Raw genomic sequence first — 21,327 nt, forward strand, 5'->3', positions numbered from 1 at the left:
GACTAAATTTTCTTACACTTTTGCGATTTTTCCTTGTTCTACATAAACCATCAATATCGAAATATCAGAAGGATTTACACCACTGATCCGGCTTGCTTGAGCAATCGTTTCAGGTTGAATCTTAATCAATTTTTCTTTCGCTTCTGTAGCTAAACCATTGATGGCACGGTAATCAATATTTTCAGGAATACGTTTGTTTTCCATGCGTTTCAGTTTATCCACTTTATTAACTGCTTTTGCAATGTAACCTTCATATTTCACTTGAATAGAGACTTGTTCTTGCACATCTTCAGGCAATTCAATATCATCTCCAGCAAAGTACATCAAATCTTGGAAGCTGATCTCTGGACGACGCAAGAAATCGATCGCTAAAATACCATCTTTCAACGGTGCTTTTCCTTTTTCTGCTAAGAAAGCTTGGATCTCAGCTGTAGGTTTTAACCGAATGTTGCTTAATCGTTCTACTTCGCCTTCGATTTGAGCCTTTTTCACTAAAAATGTATCGTAACGTTCTTGTGTGACTAAACCAATATCGTAACCTAATTGAGTCAGACGTAAATCAGCATTGTCATGACGCAATAATAAACGGTATTCAGCGCGAGACGTTAACAAACGATACGGCTCATTCGTTCCTTTTGTCACCAAGTCATCAATCATCACGCCAATGTACCCTTCACTGCGTTTCAATATTACCGGTTCTTTTCCTTGAACCTTCAACGCCGCATTAATACCAGCAATAATCCCTTGTCCAGCTGCTTCTTCATAACCAGATGTTCCGTTCATTTGACCAGCTGTAAATAAGTTTTCAATTTTCTTCGTTTCTAAAGATGGACGTAATTGGTATGGAGTGATTACATCATACTCAATCGCATATCCTGTACGCATCATACGAGCATTTTCCAAACCGGCAATGGAATGTAAAATCTCTTCTTGAACATCTTCAGGGAGTGACGTAGATAAGCCTTGAACATAAACTTCCTCTGTGTTCCGGCCTTCTGGTTCTAAGAACAATTGATGACGTGGTTTATCGCTGAAACGTACGATTTTATCCTCGATCGATGGACAGTAACGTGCGCCTACACCTTCAACGATTCCTGTGAACATCGGTGCACGGTGCAAATTATTCTGAATAATCTCATGCGTTCTTTCATTCGTATACGTTAAGAAACAAGACAACTGATCTTTCAAATACGCACTGTTTGGCGTTTCATAACTAAAATGATTGGCTTCTTCATCACCCGGTTGTTCAGTTGTGACACTGTAATCGATTGTTGAAGCATTTACACGCGGTGGCGTTCCTGTTTTGAATCGGTTCAATTCAAAGCCGTGCTCCAATAAACTTTCAGATAATTTGATCGAAGGTTGAGAATTGTTGGGACCTGAAGAATATTTCAGTTCTCCAATAATAATTTCTCCGCGTGAAGATGTCCCAGCAGTTAAGATAACTGCTCCAGCTCGATAAACAGCACCAGTATTGGTGATAATTCCTTTTACGACGCGATCTTCAATGACTAATTCTTCAGCTATCCCTTGTTTTAAATCCAAGTTTTCTTCTTGTTCAATCGTTTTTTTCATTTCATTGGCATACATAAACTTGTCTGCTTGCGCACGCAATGCTCTAACAGCAGGTCCTTTTGATGTGTTCAACATCCGCATTTGAATATACGTTTTATCGATGTTGCGTCCCATTTCTCCGCCTAAAGCATCAATTTCACGTACAACTACACCTTTAGCCGGTCCTCCAATAGAAGGATTACATGGCATAAAAGCAACCATATCCAAATTGATAGTAATCAACAACGTTTTTGAGCCCATGCGTGCTGCAGCTAAGGCAGCTTCTGATCCTGCATGACCTGCTCCAACAACAATAACATCATAATATCCTGCTTCGTATTGGTTCATCTAAACATCCTCTCTTTTTCATCCACAGCATTTTTATTTTCCTAAACAGAATTGGGAGAACAATTGAGTTAACAGTTCGTCTTGAACACTGTCTCCGGTAATTTCGCCTAATAAGTCCCAACAGCGTGTCATATCGATTTGGACAAGGTCGACAGGCATGCCGTCCTCTACTCCTTCAATCACGCTGTCTAATGCTTCTTCCGCTTCATTCAATAAAGCAATGTGGCGTACGTTCGATACGTAAGTCGCATCTTTTTCTCCCGTGTTTCCTGAGAAAAACAGATCCGCTATTTTTTGTTCCAGTACATCTACTCCTACTTGAGTCAAGACAGACGTTTTAACGATTGTGTCTTCTCCTACTAGGAACTCTAATTGTTCTAAATCTAATTTGTTGGGCAAGTCCATTTTGTTTAAGATAACAATTCGGTTGTTGTGGTTTGTCACTTCGATCAACGCTTTGTCTTCATCGGTCAACGGTTCATTTTGGTTGAACACCAATAAAATCAAATCTGCGTCTACTAACGCTTTACGACTCCGTTCAACACCGATTCGTTCAATGATATCTTCTGTTTCCCGGATTCCCGCCGTATCGATCAATCGTAACGGAACGCCTTTAACACTCACGTACTCTTCAATAACATCCCGTGTCGTCCCCGCTATTTCGGTTACAATTGCTTTTTCTTCACGCAGCAAATGGTTCAACAGGCTGGATTTCCCTACATTTGGACGACCAATGATTGCTGTAGCTAATCCCTCTCTTAAAATTTTCCCTTGACTAGCTGTTTCCAATAATTGCTGGATATGTGCTTTGACTTGCTTCGCTTTTTCGATCAGCAAGATAGAAGTCATTTCTTCTACATCATCATATTCAGGGTAATCAATATTCACTTCTACTTGGGCCAAAGTATCCAATATTTCTGAACGTAAATTGCGAATTAAATTAGACAAGTTTCCGTCCAATTGTTGCAAAGCTACATTCATTGCTTTATCTGTTTTAGCACGTATCAAGTCCATCACAGCTTCTGCTTGAGATAGATCGATTCGACCATTCAAGAAAGCACGTTTCGTAAATTCACCAGGTTCAGCTAAACGAGCGCCATTATGCAATACCGTTTGCAATACTTGATTGACAGCTAATATCCCGCCGTGACAGTTGATTTCAACGACATCTTCTCTGGTAAATGTTTTTGGCGCACGCATGATGGTTACCATCACTTCATCGACTGTCTTATTTGTCTTGGGATTAGCGATGTGGCCATAGTGAATCGTATGGCTGTCTTGATCTTTTAATTGTTTTGAACCTAGTTGATAAACACTGTCTGCAATAGTTATCGCGTCTTCTCCACTTAAACGGACGATCCCGATAGCCCCTTCTCCAGGCGGTGTTGAAATAGCTGCAATAGTATCAAATTCTAATGACAAACTCGTTCACTCCTTTATTTTTTTGCACGAAAAAAGTGCCCACTCCACCCCTTGATTTGAACTGTTCAAATTAGAAATGGATAAAGCACTTTGACTACTTTTTATCCTTTAGATAAATTTATTTAATTAGTGAGCATTCTTGTAGAGAACTATAAATCCTACATCCTTAAGCATAATACAAGGTCTCTAACTTTTTGTCAATAAATTCGAAGACTTTTTTTCATATTTTGAAGCAATCTTATCTTTTTTGCCATAAATTCATTTACAACACGCGCCTAGTTAAAGAATTTAGTCTCTAAATGTGGTAAACTATTGATGAATAAAGGATTGCGAGGTTAATGATATGAATAAATTCCATGAAATTTATTTAGACCTTGAGGCAGATATATTAAATCAACGTTACAAACCAGGCGAACTTTTGCCAAGCGAAAACAAACTAGCTGTAAATTACAATGTTTCCCGTGAAACAATACGAAAGGCTTTGGTCTTGTTATTAGAAAGCGGATACATTCAAAAACAGCAAGGAAAAGGCTCCATCGTTTTAGATGTTAAAAGATTTAATTTCCCAGTCTCTGGTTTAACAAGCTATAAAGAACTGCAAGAAACACAACATATAACTGGTAAGACGATTCTGACAGCGAATCAGCGTCAATTACTGCCCAAACACGTTATTCAACAACTCGGTATGCCTGCGGACACAGAAGTCCATTATATTGAACGTCAGCGTCAAGTAGATGGCGAATGCGTGATTTTAGATAAAGACTACTTAATGACCTCCATCATTCCACAGATACCTGATAAAGAAGCTGAAAATTCCTTATACCGTTATATCGAAGATGGATTAGGACTAACAATCGGATACGCTCAAAAAGAATTTACGGTTGAGCCAATTACTAAAGATGACAAGCTATTGATGGACTTACACAACGATTCTCATGTAGTCGTAGTCAGGAGTACGGTATATTTAGAAGACACTCGATTTTTCCAATACACCGAATCCCGCCACAGACTCGATAAATTCAGATTTGTAGACTTCGCCAGAAGAAAAACACCCTAGAGATTGGAGCAGAGCGCTTAGACTACTGGCTATAAGAAGAGAGCTGGACAAGGCGTTTAAGTTGCCTTGTCCAGCTCGTCTACAGAGCACAAACTAAAACACACTCCCAAAACTATGAACGATTTTGTTCAGCAGGGAGTGTGTTTTGTTGTCTATTTACCTTAAGCGAGCGGACAAAGCCAACTTGTTTAACAACCCTGCCGTTGTCTCTGCTTTTTATGCCTATCAGGAGGGCTGCATTCTCTTACCTGACTTATCGATCTCAAAATCATTGCCACAAGTCAGGTAACTCTTCTTTATCTGACTTGTGGAGATGAAAATCTGAGGCACAAGTCAGCTTTAAGAGATAAACCTGACTTGTGAGTGCCAGAATATTTCTCACAAGTCAGCTAACGGCCTTTTACCACGCTATTGTCCAGAACTTCATACCTGCACTAAGCAAATACCCATTCATTTAACAGAAAACACCCTAAAATGAGACTATAGAGTCCGCATTTTAGGGTGTTCTCATTTTGTTTTGTTCTAACACTTATTTTTCAAACAAGTAAGCTGCCGTTTCATAAGCTCCCAAAGTAATGGAAGAACCTAATGATCGTTCTTCTCCATTACCAATAAGGAATTTACTACTACGGTTTTGAAATTCTTCAGGAACATCAATCGCTACCGGATCAGCATAGAAATGGTTCAGCACTAATAACTGCTGCCCTTCATATTCTCTTACATAAGCGTAGACGTTGGGATGATCCATCATTATTCCACGATAGCTGCCTTCAGAAATAACTTTCATTTCTTTTCTTAAAGCAATCAATCGTTTGTAGTATTCTATAATCGAACCGTTTGCTAATTCATTTTCAACATTGATTTCATGAGAATTATCAGTCACTTTCAACCAAGGTTCCCCAGTTGTAAAACCAGCATTCAATTCATTTGTCCATTGCATCGGTGTGCGACTGTTGTCTCTCGATTTATCTCTGATGATTTCCATAATTTCTTCATGTTGCATACCTTTTTCAGATAGTTCTTTATAGGCATTGAGGGTTTCAACATCCGCAAAATCTTGAATATCGGAATAATTCGGATTGGTCATCCCAATTTCTTCGCCTTGATAAACATAAGGAGTTCCTCTTAGTAAATGAATGGTTTGAGCATGAAGTTTAGCCGAGGCTTCAAAATGATTTACCGGATCCCCAAAGCGACTGATTGATCTGGGTTGGTCATGGTTGTTCCAGAACAAGGCATTCCATCCATTCCCTTTTGACATCCCATCTTGCCACTCATCCAATATTCTCTTTAATTCCATGAAATCAAAGTCCATTTTAGTCCATTTTTCGCCCTCAACGTAATCCACTTTCAAATGATGGAAACTAAAAATCATAGACAGCTCTTCATTTTCTGGATTAGAGTATTGAACTCCATTCGGCACTGTCGTAGAAGACATTTCTCCAACTGTCATGATGTCTTCATATCGGCCAAATGTGCGTTGGTTCAATTCACGCAGAAATTCATGTGCGATTGGTCTGTCAGTATAACGTGCTTTCCCTATACCGTCTTCTGCATCCAACAGTACTTCATCTTTACCGATAACATTGATCACATCAAAACGAAACCCTTTTACGCCTTTTTCCAGCCAGAAGTTCACGATGCTAAAGAGCTCTTCGCGCACTTCAGGATTACGCCAATCTAAGTCAGCTTGGGTAACATCGTAAAGGTGCAGATAATATTGATCAGTATCTCCAAATTTTGACCATGATGGACCTCCGAATTTGGAAGCCCAGTTTGTAGGCAAACTGCCGTCCGCTTTCGCTTCTCTTAAAATATAGTAATCTTGGTATTTCTTCTCTCCAGCCAAAGCTTTTTGAAACCATTCATGTTCTGTAGAAGTATGGTTCAGCACCATATCCAGCATAAGTCCCATACCATTTTCTTTTGCTTTAGATACCAACTCATCAAAATCAGCCATTGTTCCAAATAATGGGTCTATTTCTGTATAATGTGCAACATCATAGCCATTATCGTTTTGTGGTGAAATAAAGAATGGATTAAGCCATAACATGTCTACACCTAGTCTTGCTAAATAAGGAATTTTTTCAATGATCCCCCTTAGATCCCCTACTCCATTTCCGTCCGAATCATTAAATGACTTTGGATAAATTTGATAAACGACTTTTTCATGCATGTTACTCACAGAATCCCTGCCTTCTTATAGTTGATTAATTTCTTGATTACGAACCTAATTTAGGTTGTGGTAGATCATCGATTCCCATTTTGCTGAATCGTTTGTTTTTGCTGAATACAAATGTCAATACAAAAGGTACTACGATAGCGATAGCCATACAAACTAGGAAAATTACCCAATATTGATTTTGGATAGACAAGATACCTGGAAGTCCACCAACACCAATTGAGTTTGCTGTTACGTTAAAGATAGATGCGACCAACCCGGCAATTCCTGAACCAATCATCGCTGCAAAGAACGGGTACGCATATTTAATATTGATACCGAACATCGCCGGTTCAGTAACTCCCAAGTAACAAGAAATAGCTGCTGGGATTGAAATATCGCGTTCTTCTTTGTTGTCGCGGTTGATGAAGATAATCGCCAATACTGCTGAACCTTGAGCAATATTAGATAAAGCGATCATCGGCCATAAGTTTGTTCCGCCAAAGTCAGCTACTAACTGCAAGTCGATTGCATTTGTCATATGGTGCAATCCAGTAATAACCAGTGGCGAGTAGAATGTTCCAAATAATAGACCAAACAACCAACTGAATGAACCTGTCAAACCAGAGTAGACAACATTTGAGATCCAGTCTCCAATTTGCCAGCCAATTGGTCCTAAAACCGTGTGAGCAATCAATACTGTCGGTACTAATGCAAATAACGGAACAAAAATCATCGAGATGGCTTGCGGGATGATTTTACGTAAACCCAGTTCCAAGTAAGCCAATACGAAACCAGCCAACATCGCCGGAATAACTTGAGCTTGGTAACCGATCATATCGATTTGGAAGAACCCAAAGTCCCAAAATGGAATCTCTGTTGCTTCAGCTACTCCATAAGCATTTAATAATTGTGGAGATACTAATGTAATACCAAGTACAATACCAAGAATTTGTGTTGTTCCCATTTTCTTAGCAATACTCCACGTGATTCCTACTGGCAAGAAGTGGAAGATCGCTTCACCAATCAGCCATAAGAAAGAGTTAACCCCATTCCAGAATTGAGATACTTGAACGATCGTATTGTAAATAGGGTCTCCAGCTGCATTAACTTGTGGTACACCATCTACTATTGCTTGTCCAAGTGTTTCCATTGGAATGGCTTCCAAAATATTACGGAACCCTAAAATAAGACCCCCAACAACGATTGCTGGAATAATAGGTGAGAAAACTTCTGCCAATACCGACATTGCACGTTGCAATAGGTTTTGGTTTTGCTTACTGGCTTTTTTCACATCATCTTTTGAAACGCCGGATTTTCCGGAAACCTTTTCAAATTCATTGTAAAAAGTAGCTACATCATTTCCAATAATAACCTGATATTGTCCTGCTTGTGTAAAGGTACCCTTTACTGCTGGAATTTTTTCGATCTTTTTGTTGTCTGCCTTGCTCGGATCGTTCAATACAAACCGCATACGTGTCGCACAATGAGTAACAGCTGAAATGTTATCTGATCCACCAATATCCTCAAGCAACTGTTTTGCATCTTGCTTAAAATCTGCCATCTTGTTTCCTCCTTAAAAAAATGTAATAAGTGCTGAAAAAAATTATTTAACTTGTATATACAAGTTTATTATAACGTTTTTTATTATTATTGCAAGCGTTTTAAAAACAAGTTTCGATTTTGTTCAGCTTTCCTCTACAATAAAGGGATAGATTCACTATTTTTAGATTGTTATTTTCCTTGGTTTGTTGAAATGAGAGAGTGGCTTAAGTGCTCGGACGATGAACTTGTCTGGTTAGCGAAGAGATGTTTACTATGGGGACTTTAAAAGAATGACGGTACCGTAAAACAGTCACAGATACCTTTCACGCTCCTTTCGTTTCTTTAGTTTTAATGTAGCTCGCTTCCCTTATTTATGCAAAAAAAAAGCCTTCATCAAAGTGAATTCTTTGATGAAGACTTCTGCGTTTAAAGATTGAATGATTATATTTGTTTATCCGAAGGTTCTACTACCAAATAACGATGTGGCTCTCTGCCTTCTGAATGAGTGGTTACCCATTCGTTTTGACTGAGATAATAATGTATGACCTTTCTTTCGAAAGCCGGCATAGGTTCTAGGAACACTGGTTGGTTCGTTTGTTCCACTTTTGATGCCGTACGTTCTGCTAAACGTTTTAGAATAGCTTCCCGACGTTCTCGATAATCTCCCACATTGACTACAGCAACCATCTTCGTTTTTGCTTGACGGTGCAGCAATACTTGTGCCAGAGATTGAAGTGCATTCAAAACTTTTCCATGCTTTCCAATGATGACCCCTGCTTTTTGAGAATCTAAATGAAAAATGACTTGTTTTTCTTTTTGCTCAACACTAATGGTCGCTGGAGCACCAAGTTTTGCAACGACATCTACTAAATAATCAGATACCGTCTCAATAGCTTGGCTATCGTTTCTAGTATTGATATCTTCATTGAAGTCAGTGGATTCTTCCATATCATTTACTTCATTAGGACCCTTCTCAGCTTCAGCAGTTATTGTAACATGGGGAAGTTCAGCTTCACTATCTTCAGTCTTTTCTGGTACGGCTTCGTCTGTGTCAGTAAAAATATCCTTTTCTACTCTAACAGCAGATTTATTTCTGACTGTAACGATCGCATCTTTTTGACCGAATCCAAGAAACCCTTTTTTCCCTTCTTCAATAACCTCAATAGAAGCTTCCTCTTTACTAATTCCTAAAGTGCGTAAAGCTTTGTCAACAGCTTCCTCAGCAGTAGGGGCTTTTGCGGTATACTTATCCATATCTATCCTCCATTCAAAACTGTTAGATAATCATAAAGATTTTATAACCTAAACTACTATTTTTTCTTCACATTACGTTTTGTTTTTTGTGCTAATTTCAACGCTCGTTGACGATCTTTTTCTCGTTGTCTTTCTGCGTCTTCTTTTTCTTGTCGCTCTTTTTTTATTTTAAATGGATTGTTGAACAACAGTGTTTGAGCCACAGAGAATCCATTACTTACTACAAAGTACAATGAAACAGCACTTGGTAATGAAATACTGATGAATAAAATCATGATCGGCATCATGTATGTCATAATAGCCGTTGTCGGGTTAGAACCTGCTTGACTCATACTAGATAACTTAGATGTAGCTAAAGTTAATAGAGCTGCCAAGACTGGTAAAATGAAGTATGGATCCGGTGTTCCTAAGTTTGCCCATAAGAAATCACCTGTACTTAATACTTCCGTACGATTAATTGATTGGTACAATGCAATCAACACAGGCATTTGAATCAATAGAGGTAAACAACCTGCTACAGGATTCACTCCTGCTTCTTCATATAACTTAGATGTTTCGGCTTGTAATTTTTCTTTTGTTTCAGCATCTTTAGAAGAATATTTTTCTTGCAAAGCTTTTAATTGCGGTTGTACATCTGTCATCTTACGACTACTCTTTGTTTGGTAATAAGTAAGAGGCAAAAGAATGATTCGAATAATCAAGGTAAAGGCAATAATACCGATCCCATAATTTCCTCCAAATAAATTAGACAACCAAATAATAACTTGTGAAAAGTTATAGATAACATATCGATCAAAAAAACCAGTACTGTCACTTGTAATCGGACCTGTACCGCATGCTGCTAAGACTACAGTCAGTCCTAACATTCCTAATAAAAGAAGTAATCGCTTACGCTTTTTCACGCTGTATTTCCTCCACTTCTCTTCATTTATCCCACATTTTAGCTAACTTCAGAACGTGAATCAAACTTTTTTTGATTTCACTCGTCGACATAGTCGCTGTCGGCTTGCGGGCAATAACAATAAAATCCTTATCCGCTTTTAGGTCCGGCTTCAGTTCGGTTAGACTTTGCCGAACTTTGCGTTTCACTGCATTTCTTACAACTGCATTGCCTATTTTTTTCCCAACAGAAAGTCCAACTCTAAAATGAGGTTGATTTTCTTTCTTTAATACATAAACAACAAACTGACGATTTGCTGTGGATTTTCCGTGATGAAAGACTTTTTGAAATTCGGTTTCTTTTTTTACACGATAAGCTTTCCTCATAACGTTCATTCCCTCATCTTACAAATCTTTTTTATAGAGACCTAGTGACTCATTCAAGTTTTTGATACAGTCTGCCCCTTTGCATAAAAAATAGAAAAAAAAGACCACTGAGACGGTCAGTGATCTTATGCAGACAATACTTTTCTGCCTTTACGGCGTCTACTTTGCAATACATTACGTCCATTTTTAGTACTCATACGTTTACGGAAACCATGTACTTTTTGACGTTTACGCTTTTTAGGTTGGTAAGTTCTTTTCATGCGTGTTACACCTCCTGAAAAACTATCTTTCTTAAAATTATTAGGATTTTTAAAGACAGTCTTGAACATTCTAATGATAAAAATTAGACTTGTCAAGGACATCTACCCAATTTCAATCATTCACTAAGATATCATATCATAAATGAAATAAACATAAAACAACTTTTTAGTATTTTCTCATATTTGTCACTTTTTTTATCCTTTTGTCTAAAAAAATCCATTATGCGATGAGTATCGATCAGTCCTAGGCACACTGCAGCTATTTTTTATTTATATATAGAAGAATAGTTCATTTGCATTTTATAGCGCTTCTTTTTAGCAATTCCTAAAAATATTTTTATTTTGACCTTTTTCAATTTTTTTCTTTTTTGATTCCAGTTTTTCCGAAGGAGATTGCTCACGAATTAATAAGCGATTGTTAAACAATGAACATTTTTTCAGGCCTTCTCTGTGCTTTTTCTTGCTCTATAGTTATCCACACACCTATTTTTCTATCCCCATACTCTGTTTTTGCCATTTTTATTTAATAAACTTCTCCACCATGTTTTCCCGCACTTATGCACATACCAACAACTTGTTACTAGGCTGTCGCTTTTCTTTTGTTAAATTTGTGGAAAACTCTCGTAACCATTGATACAAAAGCTTTTAATCTGAATTTTTATCCACAATTTTTCTGGGATAAAAAAAGAAAATCCAAGTTATCCACCTGTTCTTTTTGCCTTGTGGATAACTTTATACACCTCGTCTGGATATATTTTCAACAGGTGGAAAGTACTTGTGGAAAACTTTTATTTATCGTGCTAGAATAGAAAAAGATATTATCTAGGAGTGTGGCTGGTTTTACCATTTCCTTAAAATGTGTGGAAAAGCTCTCTTTGATATTTAAATACATGGAACAATAAGGAATAGATCTAAATGAATTAGAGCCATACTTATTGAAATGAGAACTTTAAACAGGAAGTAATTTCTTTCTCAACCTATTTACAAACAAAATAGCAAAAATACTAATGAAGTACTGGAGCTTTTCTGGCTCTTATTTTTAAAAGGAGGTTTTCTGTTGGATGACTTGCATTCTCTATGGAACTATTTAAAAGAAAAATTTAAAGATTCACTCTCTAAAGTAAGTTATGATACTTGGATAGAATCTGCCAACCCAATCCGTTTAACGGACAAACATGTGATCGTTGAAGTTCCTTCGTCGCTGCACAAAGAATATTGGGAAAACAACCTGACTACGAGAATCGTAGAAAATATTTATGAATTTTCCGGACAAGAGTTATCCCCAATTTTCGTGATCAAAAATGAGGAAGAGGCTATTGCTGCACAAAAAGAATCTTCTGCAACATCTATAGAACAAAAAAATCCATTCAAAAAGAATGCCTTGTTAAATGACAAATACACATTTGATACTTTTGTTATTGGTAAAGGAAATCAAATGGCCCATGCCGCAGCTTTAGTTGTAGCTGAGGAACCTGGTACTATTTACAATCCATTGTTCTTTTATGGAGGAGTTGGTTTAGGAAAAACCCATTTGATGCATGCTATTGGTCATCAAATGTTATTATTGAATCCAGATGCAAAAATTAAATATGTAAGTAGTGAAACTTTTGCCAATGATTTCATTAATTCAATTCAAAACAAAACACAAGAAAAATTTCGTCAAGAGTACCGGAATGTAGACTTATTATTGGTAGATGATATTCAATTTTTTGCAGATAAAGAAGGAACGCAGGAAGAATTCTTCCATACGTTCAATGCTTTATACGATGATCGCAAACAAATCGTTTTAACAAGTGATCGGCTGCCTAATGAAATACCAAAATTACAAGAACGTCTTGTATCTCGCTTTGCATGGGGGTTATCTGTTGATATCACACCGCCAGATTTAGAAACACGTATCGCTATTTTGCGTAAAAAAGCTAATGCTGAAAGATTAGAGATTCCGGATGATACGTTAAGCTACATTGCAGGACAAATCGATTCAAACATTCGCGAACTCGAAGGAGCTTTAGTACGCGTTCAAGCTTATGCCGCGATCGTGAGTCAAGAAATTACGACAAGTTTAGCAGCTGATGCACTAAAAAGCATGCTTCCATCTTCTAAACCCACAACCATTACGATCAAAGATATCCAATCTGTTGTCAGCAAATATTATCAAATTTCGATGGTTGATTTGAAAGGTAAAAAACGAGTGAAATCCATTGTTTTGCCACGTCAGATCGCAATGTACTTATCTAGAGAATTGACTTCCAGCTCATTGCCTAAGATTGGGGCTGAATTTGGAGGAAAAGATCATACGACCGTTATTCATGCGTATGAAAAAATTGCGCAAGCTTTGACGACAAATGATCAGTTAAAAAAAGAAATCAGCGAATTGAAAAAAACATTTAGTTGATAAAGGAAATAAATCTCTTTTTTAACATGTGGATAACTCGTTGAGTTTTCCCGAGCTTTTACACAAGTTATCAACATGTGTAAAAGTCTCTGTCGTTTGGGTTCATGTGCGTTATCCACAGTATCAACAAGCCCTACTACTATTACTAAAGTAATTACTCTATTAAAACTAAACAGTCGGAGGTTAATTTATGAAATTTACAATTCATCGAAGTGCTTTTTTAAACAACTTAGCTGACGTACAAAGAGCTATTTCGTCAAAAACAACGATCCCTATTCTTACAGGTGTTAAAATCATTGCTTCCCAAGAAGGACTTACCTTAACAGGTAGCGATTCAGATATTTCAATTGAAGCTTTTATCCCTGTTGAAGATGACAAAAATCAATTGAACATTGAAAAAACAGGGGGTATTATTCTTCAAGCCCGTTTCTTCAACGAAATCGTTCGAAAATTACCAGATGACAAAATGACTATTGAAGTATTGGATCATTTCCAAACACAAATCACTTCAGCATCAGCTTCATTTACGATCAATGGACTGGATCCAAATAATTACCCACATTTACCAGTTATTGACAGCAATGAATCTTTTATTTTGAATGTTAATTTATTCAAACAAGTGATCTCACAAACGGTTATTGCAACGTCTACTCATGAAAGCCGCCCAATTTTGACAGGGGTCAATATCGTTATCGAAAACCAAACATTATCTGCTGTAGCAACAGACAGCCACCGTTTAAGTCAACGAATCATCCCTTTGACAATGAGTGAAGAACAAGCTCAACAGAAATACAAAATCATTATTCCTGGAAAAAGTTTAACGGAACTTTCTAAAATTCTAGAAGAAGATGCCGAAACTGCTGAAATGATGATCACCGAAAATCAGGTATTGTTTAAAACAGAGAATTTATACTTTTATACACGATTGTTAGAAGGGATTTATCCTGAAACACAGCGTTTGATTCCTGATACATCTTCTACAAGTGTTGTTTTTAATGCGAATTCTTTACTTGGGTCTATTGAACGTGCTTCGCTTCTTTCTCATGAAGGAAAAAACAATGTCGTTAAGCTAGCTGTATCAAAAGATAGAGTGGAAATTTCTGGAAATTCTCCTGAAATTGGAAATGTCCAAGAAGAAATCAACTTTCAATCATTTGAAGGGGAAGCAATCGAACTATCATTTAATCCGGATTATATGAAAGATGCACTAAGAACATTTGGACAATCAGATATTTTGATTAAATTTACATCTCCGATCCGCCCATTTGTCATCGTGCCATCGGAAGACGGAAAAGAATTTGTTCAACTGATTACGCCAGTACGCACATTTTAAGAGCTTTGCGTAAGACGGTTATAAACACACAAAACTTAAAGCAAACCGATTTTGTTGCATATTTATCAATCAAATAATTTAAAAAAACACAGTTCGAGACTTTTTATCTCAGACTGTGTTTTTTTATGTGGATAGATTTATATAGGCAAATTTTTCGTTTCTAGCTATTTTCGGTCCATTTAGGTAGTTTAGACGTTTTTTAGGTAAAAACGAAAGAAACACGTTTATTTTAAGATAAATTTGTAAAATAGCCGAAAAAGGAGTATAATAAAACCAAGACATAAAAGAGATTTGCGTGGATTTTTACGTTCCACGCTTATTTTATTGAAAAGCAGGTGACAAGATGAAAGAAACGGTCTTAATAGACAGCGAATATATTACATTAGGACAATTGTTGAAACACGTCGATATTATTTCAAGCGGCGGCATGGCTAAACATTTTTTAGCAGAAAACAGTGTCTTTTTAGACAATGAGTTGGAAAATCGCAGAGGCAAGAAGATTTTTCCTGGATCGATCGTAGAAATTCCAGGTGAAGGAACGTATTTTATTCAACATGAATCTTCAGAAGAACTTTCTGAGGAATCGCGCTAATGTATATCAATGAAATGAAACTGACGAATTATCGAAATTATGCAGATGCTGAGGTAGCTTTTTCAAATGGAATCAATGTTTTTTTGGGAGAAAATGCTCAAGGAAAGACCAATTTGATGGAAGCTATCTATGTTCTTGCGATGGCTAGAAGCCATCGGACTTCAAGTGATAAAGAACTGATTCAATGGGAAAAAGATTTTGCTAAAATCAGCGGCAGAGTTCAGAAAAAGAATTCTTCTTTTCCCTTGGAAATCGTTTTGTCCAAAAAAGGCAAGCAAGCGAGATTCAACCATTTAGAGCAGAAAAAGTTGAGCTCTTATATCGGAAATTTGAATGTGATTTTATTTGCCCCGGAAGATTTGTCTCTAGTGAAAGGTTCTCCTTCTGTGCGGCGTAAATTTGTGGATATGGAACTGGGACAAATGAATCCCGTTTATTTGCACCATTTAGTAGAGTACCAGCACTTGTTAAAGTCGCGGAATCTGTATTTAAAACAGTTGAGTATGAAACAAGCTTCAGATTTAACCTTTTTAGAAGTGTTAACTGAACAAATGGCTGCCCACGGAGCTTCAATTTTGGCGGAGCGCTTTTTATTTGTCGAACAATTGCAAAATTGGGCTCAAACTATCCATCAAGAGATCTCTAAACAAAAAGAAGTGCTGGAAATACACTATCATTCCAGTGTTCATTTAGAGAATCCAACTGATAAGGATGCTAATTATATCCATCTGATGGATACGTATAAAGCAAACCAAACAAGAGAATTAGAACAACGTACAACGCTTACTGGTCCACATCGAGATGATTTAAAGTTTTATGTCAACGGAAAAAATGTCCAGACGTATGGATCACAAGGACAACAACGAACGACTGCACTGAGTGTAAAACTGGCGGAGATCAATTTGATGCAGGAAATGACCGGTGAGTATCCTGTATTGTTGTTAGATGATGTGTTGTCTGAATTAGATGACAGCAGACAAACTCATTTATTAAAAGCGATTCAAAATAAAGTACAAACTTTTTTAACAACCACTAGTTTAGATGGCATTGAGAAAAACCTTATCGAAGCTCCAAGAGTTTTTAATATCGATCAAGGACAAGTAGAAATGGAGAGTGAATAAGCGTGGCAGAGGAAATGAGAAGCAGAGCTGATCTTGCAAAGGACTATAATGCAAGCCAAATCCAAGTATTAGAAGGATTAGAAGCTGTACGTAAACGCCCTGGTATGTATATTGGTTCAACAAGTAAAGAAGGTTTACACCATTTAGTATGGGAGATCGTAGATAATTCGATCGATGAAGCTCTAGCAGGATTTGCGGATGAAATTGATATTACTATTGAAGCGGATGACAGTATCACTGTTGTGGATAATGGACGTGGGATTCCAGTAGATATTCAAGAAAAAACCGGTCGTCCAGCAGTTGAAACAGTATTTACCATTTTGCATGCTGGAGGAAAGTTCGGCGGTGGAGGATACAAAGTTTCAGGTGGTCTACATGGGGTAGGTTCCTCTGTTGTTAATGCGTTATCTTCTGCTTTAGATGTTTATATTCATAAAGATGGAAAAATATACCACCAAGCTTTTGAGCGCGGAGCAGTAATGAATGATTTAGAAATCATTGGAGACACTGATCGCCATGGAACAACCGTTCATTTTATGCCGGATCCAACGATTTTTACAGAAACAACTACATTTGATTTTGATAAATTAGCTATTCGCGTTCGTGAATTAGCCTTTTTAAATCGAGGTTTGTCTATATCAATCGAAGACAAACGCAATCCAGATCAAGAAAAATACGATTACTTTTATGAAGGCGGAATTAAAAGTTACGTTGAGTTTTTAAATGAAAATAAAGAGGTTATTTATCCAGAACCGATTTTCTTGGAAGGCGAACAAGAAGGTATCGCGGTTGAAGTTGCTATGCAGCATACAGACGGGTACCATTCTAATTTAATGAGTTTTGCGAACAATATCCATACCTATGAAGGTGGAACACATGAGTCAGGGTTCAAAACAGCTTTGACACGTGTTGTAAATGATTACGCTCGTAAAAACAAATTGATGAAAGATAACGAAGACAATTTGAGCGGGGACGATGTACGTGAAGGATTAACAGTAGTAGTCTCTATCAAACATCCGGATCCTCAATTTGAAGGACAAACAAAAACAAAATTAGGAAATTCTGAAGCTCGTACTATAACAGATCGCCTATTTTCTACACATTTTGACCGCTTTTTGATGGAAAATCCGCAAACGGCTAAAAAAATCGTTGAGAAAGGTTTACTGGCGGCAAAAGCTCGTTTAGCTGCTAAACGAGCAAGAGAAGTGACGCGTAAGAAGAGTGGACTGGAGATCAGCAATTTACCTGGTAAATTAGCAGACTGTTCAAGTAAAAATCCAGAAATCAGCGAATTATTCATCGTTGAGGGGGATTCAGCGGGCGGTTCTGCTAAACAAGGCCGTTCACGTATCTTCCAAGCCATTTTACCGATTCGTGGTAAAATATTGAACGTTGAAAAAGCCTCATTAGATCGTATTTTAGCGAATGAAGAGATTCGTTCATTATTTACAGCTATGGGGACTGGTTTTGGAGAAGAATTTGATGTGTCTAAAGCGCGTTACCATAAATTAGTGATTATGACCGATGCCGATGTTGATGGCGCTCATATTCGTACATTACTCTTAACTTTATTCTATCGTTTTATGCGTCCAGTCGTAGAAGCGGGCTATGTTTATATTGCTCAACCACCTTTGTATCAAGTAAAACAAGGGAAAAAAGAAGTCTATTTAGATAGTGATGAAGAACTAGAGAATTATTTGAAAGAGATTCCTGCTAGTCCACGACCTTCTATCCAACGTTATAAAGGACTTGGAGAGATGGATGCTGAACAATTATGGGATACAACAATGAATCCTGAGCACCGAAGAATGTTGCGGGTAACGGTAGAAGATGCAGCGGATGCAGATAAAGTTTTAGATATGTTGATGGGTGACCGAGTAGAACCCAGACGTGATTTTATTGAGACCAATGCTAAATATGTTCAGAACTTAGACATTTAATCAAGGAGGGGAAAAAATGACAGAAAATAATTACGATAGAAAAATAGAAGATATTAATTTGTCAAAAGAAATGCGTACGTCATTCCTTGATTATGCTATGAGTGTTATTGTTGCTAGAGCATTACCAGATGTTCGTGATGGACTAAAACCAGTGCACCGTCGTATTTTATATGGAATGAATGAGCTGGGAGTAACTCCAGATAAAGCACACAAAAAATCCGCACGTATTGTAGGAGATGTTATGGGGAAATACCATCCTCATGGAGATAGTGCGATCTATGAATCTATGGTACGGATGTCACAAGATTTTAGTTACCGTTATCCTTTAGTAGATGGACATGGAAACTTTGGTTCCGTCGATGGTGACGGCGCTGCGGCGATGCGTTATACTGAAGCACGTATGGCAAAATTAGCTACGGAAATGTTGAGAGATATCAACAAAGATACGATTGACTTCATAGATAACTACGACGGTACTGAACGAGAGCCTGAGATTTTACCTGCACGCTTTCCAAACTTACTGGTAAATGGAGCAACAGGTATTGCTGTTGGGATGGCAACAAATATCCCGCCGCATAACTTAACTGAAATCATTTCAGGTTTGCAAATTTTGATGGAGAATCCAGAAGCTACTACAGCCGACTTGATGGAAGCTGTTCCTGGTCCTGACTTTCCAACAGGCGGTCTAGTCATAGGAAAATCAGGAATCAGAAAAGCTTACGAAACTGGAAGAGGCTCAATTACATTACGGGCTAAAGTGGACATTGAAATATTAAAAAATGGACGAGAACGCATCATTGTTTCTGAGATCCCTTATATGGTCAACAAAGCTCGCTTAGTATCTCGCATCGCTGAATTAGCTCGTGAGAAACGGTTAGAAGGAATCACGGACTTAGCGGATGAATCTGACCGTGATGGAATGCGTATTGTTATTGATGTACGAAGAGATGTGAGTGCGAGTGTAGTATTAAATAACTTGTATAAGATGACCTCTATGCAAACTTCTTTTGGATTTAACATGCTGGCTATTGTGAATGGTGAACCAAAAGTTCTTGGCTTGAAGAGTATCCTTGAAGAATATTTAAAACACCAAGAAATCGTTATTCGCAGAAGAACAGCTTTTGACAAGAAAAAAGCTGAAGCTAGAGCACATATTTTAGAAGGTTTAAGAATTGCTTTGGATCATATAGATGAAATTATTTCTATTATCCGCAGTTCACAAACAGCTGATTTAGCTAAACAAACATTGATCAGTCGTTTCGATTTATCGGATAAACAATCTCAAGCTATTTTAGATATGCGTATGGTCCGTTTAACTGGATTAGAACGTGAAAAAATTGAAGGCGAATATTTAGAGTTGTCTTCATTAATTGCCGATTTAGCTGACATACTAGCCAGACCTGAACGAATTCATAAGATCATTGAAGATGAATTGGCTGAGGTTCAAGCTAAATTTGGAGATGAACGTCGTACTGAATTACTAGTAGGCGAATTGTTGAGCATTGAAGATGAAGATTTAATCGAAGAAGAAAATAGTGTTATTACATTAACTAACAATGGTTATATTAAACGTCTTCCTAGTTCTGAGTTTAAAATCCAAAATCGTGGCGGACGCGGAGTTCAGGGTATGGGAGTACACGATGATGATTTCATCGAAACCTTAGTATCTTGTTCAACTCACGATACATTGCTGTTCTTTACCAATAATGGAAAAGTATACCGGTCTAAAGGGTATGAGATTCCAGAGTATGGTCGTACTGCCAAAGGAATACCAGCAATCAATTTACTTGGCATTGATTCTGGAGAGAGCATCCAAGCTATCATCAACGTACGAGGAGAAGCAGAAGAAGGGTTATATCTTTTCTTTACTACTCGAAAAGGGACGGTTAAACGGACAGCTGTAACAGAATTTGCAAATATTCGCAGCAATGGTTTGAAAGCTATCTCGCTAAATGAAGATGATGAACTGATGACAGTTTCTGTAACTGATGGAAACCAAAACATCATTATTGGAACTCATGAAGGACTAGCAGTAAGCTTCCATGAAAGCAAAGTTCGTAATATGGGACGTACTGCCCGAGGAGTTCGTGGTATTCGCGTAGCAGAAGATGATTACGTAGTCGGTATGGATCTACTGAAAGAAGACTCTGAAGTATTGATCATTACTGAAAAAGGATACGGTAAACGTACTGCTGCAAGCGAATATGCTATTCGCGGACGCGGAGGTAAAGGGGTCAAAACAGCTAATATTACTGAGAAAAATGGTAAATTAGTGGGTTTAACTACAGTTAACGGAAAAGAAGACGTCATGCTGATCACCAACTCCGGTATTATTATCCGTATTGGCGTAGGAACTATTTCTCAAACTGGACGTGCAACATTAGGCGTTCGTTTGATGCGCCTAGCAGATGGCGTGATAGTTTCTTCTATGGCGAAAGTAGAACCGGAAGAAGAGGAAGAGTTGTCAGCAGATACTAAAAATACCAGCGAAGTAATCAATGGTTCAGATGGTGAAATCGAAATTCTTTCAGAAGAAGAAATGGCTGAAGAGATTGAATCTGAAGACGCAGATACAGAAGAATAGATTAATCATGTATAGAAAGAAAGAGGGCTGAATATCGAAATTCAGTCCTCTTTTTTTACCGTTTATATTGGAACACTATTCTGGACTAAATCAATGAAGTATCACGACCACATCATACGTATAAAAAAATTTAAATAAAAAATAAGATTACGAATGCTCTCGGCTCTGCTAAAAGAAAAATGCGGAGGCGGGCGACATGAACGAGATTTTCCATCTGTTGAGTGAAGTGAAAGACTTCGGTCTTCATTATGAGATAGACCTGCTTTCTTTGAACTTCCCGAAATATTTAGACACGCTTTTTAAGCTGTGACTCGTTTGAGACCCGTGATATTTCTGGAGGAATAGGGTTTGCTTGTAGCCATGTAAAAGATGAAATGTGAATTACGGAGCGTTGGCGCTTCAGCGCTTACGATTCCGTTTGAAGCTTGAAAGTCTGGAGACTACAGGCTCCAGACGGTCCCATGGCTTTCCACAAGCAAACCCGTCCATTCCGGA

15 protein-coding genes are annotated in these 21,327 nt (G+C 37.7%); 7 read left to right on the forward strand and 8 right to left on the reverse strand.

Annotated elements, in window-relative coordinates; translation table 11 throughout:
- Positions 1-12: 12 nt before the first annotated feature.
- Both mnmG and mnmE read right to left on the reverse strand, forming a co-directional pair.
- Entirely contained in the window at positions 13-1,902 is a 1,890-nt protein-coding gene (mnmG, locus tag ACEN4L_RS10695; protein ID WP_407097276.1) for a tRNA uridine-5-carboxymethylaminomethyl(34) synthesis enzyme MnmG, read from the reverse strand.
- A 33-nt stretch (positions 1,903-1,935) separates the two neighbouring features.
- Positions 1,936-3,324 (reverse strand): tRNA uridine-5-carboxymethylaminomethyl(34) synthesis GTPase MnmE, encoded by a 1,389-nt coding sequence (gene mnmE, locus ACEN4L_RS10700; protein ID WP_407097275.1) that lies wholly within the window; start codon positions 3,322-3,324, stop codon positions 1,936-1,938.
- 343 nt (positions 3,325-3,667) lie between these two features.
- Here mnmE and treR point away from each other — a divergent pair, with 343 nt between their 5' ends.
- Positions 3,668-4,381 (forward strand): trehalose operon repressor, encoded by a 714-nt coding sequence (gene treR, locus ACEN4L_RS10705; RefSeq protein ID WP_407097274.1) that lies wholly within the window; start codon positions 3,668-3,670, stop codon positions 4,379-4,381.
- A 529-nt stretch (positions 4,382-4,910) separates the two neighbouring features.
- On the opposite strand, the gene treC is transcribed toward treR, so the two are convergent.
- The 6 genes from treC to rpmH all read right to left on the reverse strand — a co-directional run bounded on the left by treC (position 4,911) and on the right by rpmH (position 10,867).
- Entirely contained in the window at positions 4,911-6,566 is a 1,656-nt protein-coding gene (treC, locus tag ACEN4L_RS10710; protein ID WP_407097273.1) for an alpha,alpha-phosphotrehalase, read from the reverse strand.
- Between the two features lie 37 nt (positions 6,567-6,603).
- Entirely contained in the window at positions 6,604-8,106 is a 1,503-nt protein-coding gene (gene treP / locus ACEN4L_RS10715) for a PTS system trehalose-specific EIIBC component (RefSeq protein ID WP_407097272.1), read from the reverse strand.
- Between the two features lie 422 nt (positions 8,107-8,528).
- Complete coding sequence (gene jag, locus ACEN4L_RS10720; protein WP_407097271.1) at positions 8,529-9,341, reverse strand: RNA-binding cell elongation regulator Jag/EloR; 813 nt, start codon at positions 9,339-9,341, stop codon at positions 8,529-8,531.
- 56 nt (positions 9,342-9,397) lie between these two features.
- Positions 9,398-10,243, reverse strand: coding sequence for a membrane protein insertase YidC (yidC, locus tag ACEN4L_RS10725; protein ID WP_407097270.1), 846 nt, complete (start codon positions 10,241-10,243; stop codon positions 9,398-9,400).
- Between the two features lie 22 nt (positions 10,244-10,265).
- Positions 10,266-10,607 carry a ribonuclease P protein component gene (rnpA, locus tag ACEN4L_RS10730; RefSeq protein ID WP_407097299.1) on the reverse strand — a complete coding sequence of 114 codons (342 nt, stop codon included), beginning with the start codon at positions 10,605-10,607 and terminating at the stop codon, positions 10,266-10,268.
- Positions 10,608-10,732: 125 nt separating this feature from the next.
- Positions 10,733-10,867: a 50S ribosomal protein L34 gene (rpmH, locus tag ACEN4L_RS10735; protein ID WP_007725519.1), complete on the reverse strand. Its 135-nt coding sequence runs from the start codon at positions 10,865-10,867 to the stop codon at positions 10,733-10,735.
- 1,057 nt (positions 10,868-11,924) lie between these two features.
- On the opposite strand from rpmH, the gene dnaA reads away from it, so the two are divergent.
- The 6 genes from dnaA (at position 11,925) to gyrA (ending at position 20,832) form a co-directional block, all read left to right on the forward strand.
- Positions 11,925-13,262 (forward strand): chromosomal replication initiator protein DnaA, encoded by a 1,338-nt coding sequence (dnaA, locus tag ACEN4L_RS10740; protein WP_407097269.1) that lies wholly within the window; start codon positions 11,925-11,927, stop codon positions 13,260-13,262.
- Positions 13,263-13,452: 190 nt separating this feature from the next.
- The gene (gene dnaN / locus ACEN4L_RS10745) at positions 13,453-14,595 is read left to right on the forward strand and encodes a DNA polymerase III subunit beta (RefSeq protein ID WP_407097268.1); all 1,143 of its coding nucleotides are present in this window, start codon (positions 13,453-13,455) and stop codon (positions 14,593-14,595) included.
- Between the two features lie 343 nt (positions 14,596-14,938).
- On the forward strand, positions 14,939-15,187 hold the full coding sequence (yaaA, locus tag ACEN4L_RS10750) for a S4 domain-containing protein YaaA (RefSeq protein WP_407097267.1): 249 nt from the start codon (positions 14,939-14,941) through the stop codon (positions 15,185-15,187).
- The gene (recF, locus tag ACEN4L_RS10755; protein WP_407097266.1) at positions 15,187-16,308 is read left to right on the forward strand and encodes a DNA replication/repair protein RecF; all 1,122 of its coding nucleotides are present in this window, start codon (positions 15,187-15,189) and stop codon (positions 16,306-16,308) included. Before yaaA ends, recF begins: the two co-directional genes overlap by 1 nt.
- A gap of 14 nt (positions 16,309-16,322) precedes the next feature.
- The gene (gene gyrB / locus ACEN4L_RS10760; protein ID WP_407097298.1) at positions 16,323-18,248 is read left to right on the forward strand and encodes a DNA topoisomerase (ATP-hydrolyzing) subunit B; all 1,926 of its coding nucleotides are present in this window, start codon (positions 16,323-16,325) and stop codon (positions 18,246-18,248) included.
- A 16-nt stretch (positions 18,249-18,264) separates the two neighbouring features.
- A complete protein-coding gene (gyrA, locus tag ACEN4L_RS10765) occupies positions 18,265-20,832 on the forward strand; it encodes a DNA gyrase subunit A (protein WP_407097265.1) in 2,568 nt (855 codons plus the stop codon).
- The last annotated feature ends 495 nt before the right edge of the window (positions 20,833-21,327 follow it).

Origin of the sequence: Desemzia sp. FAM 23988 (assembly GCF_045528365.1) — a bacterium.
Classification (GTDB): Bacteria; Bacillota; Bacilli; order Lactobacillales; family Carnobacteriaceae; genus Desemzia.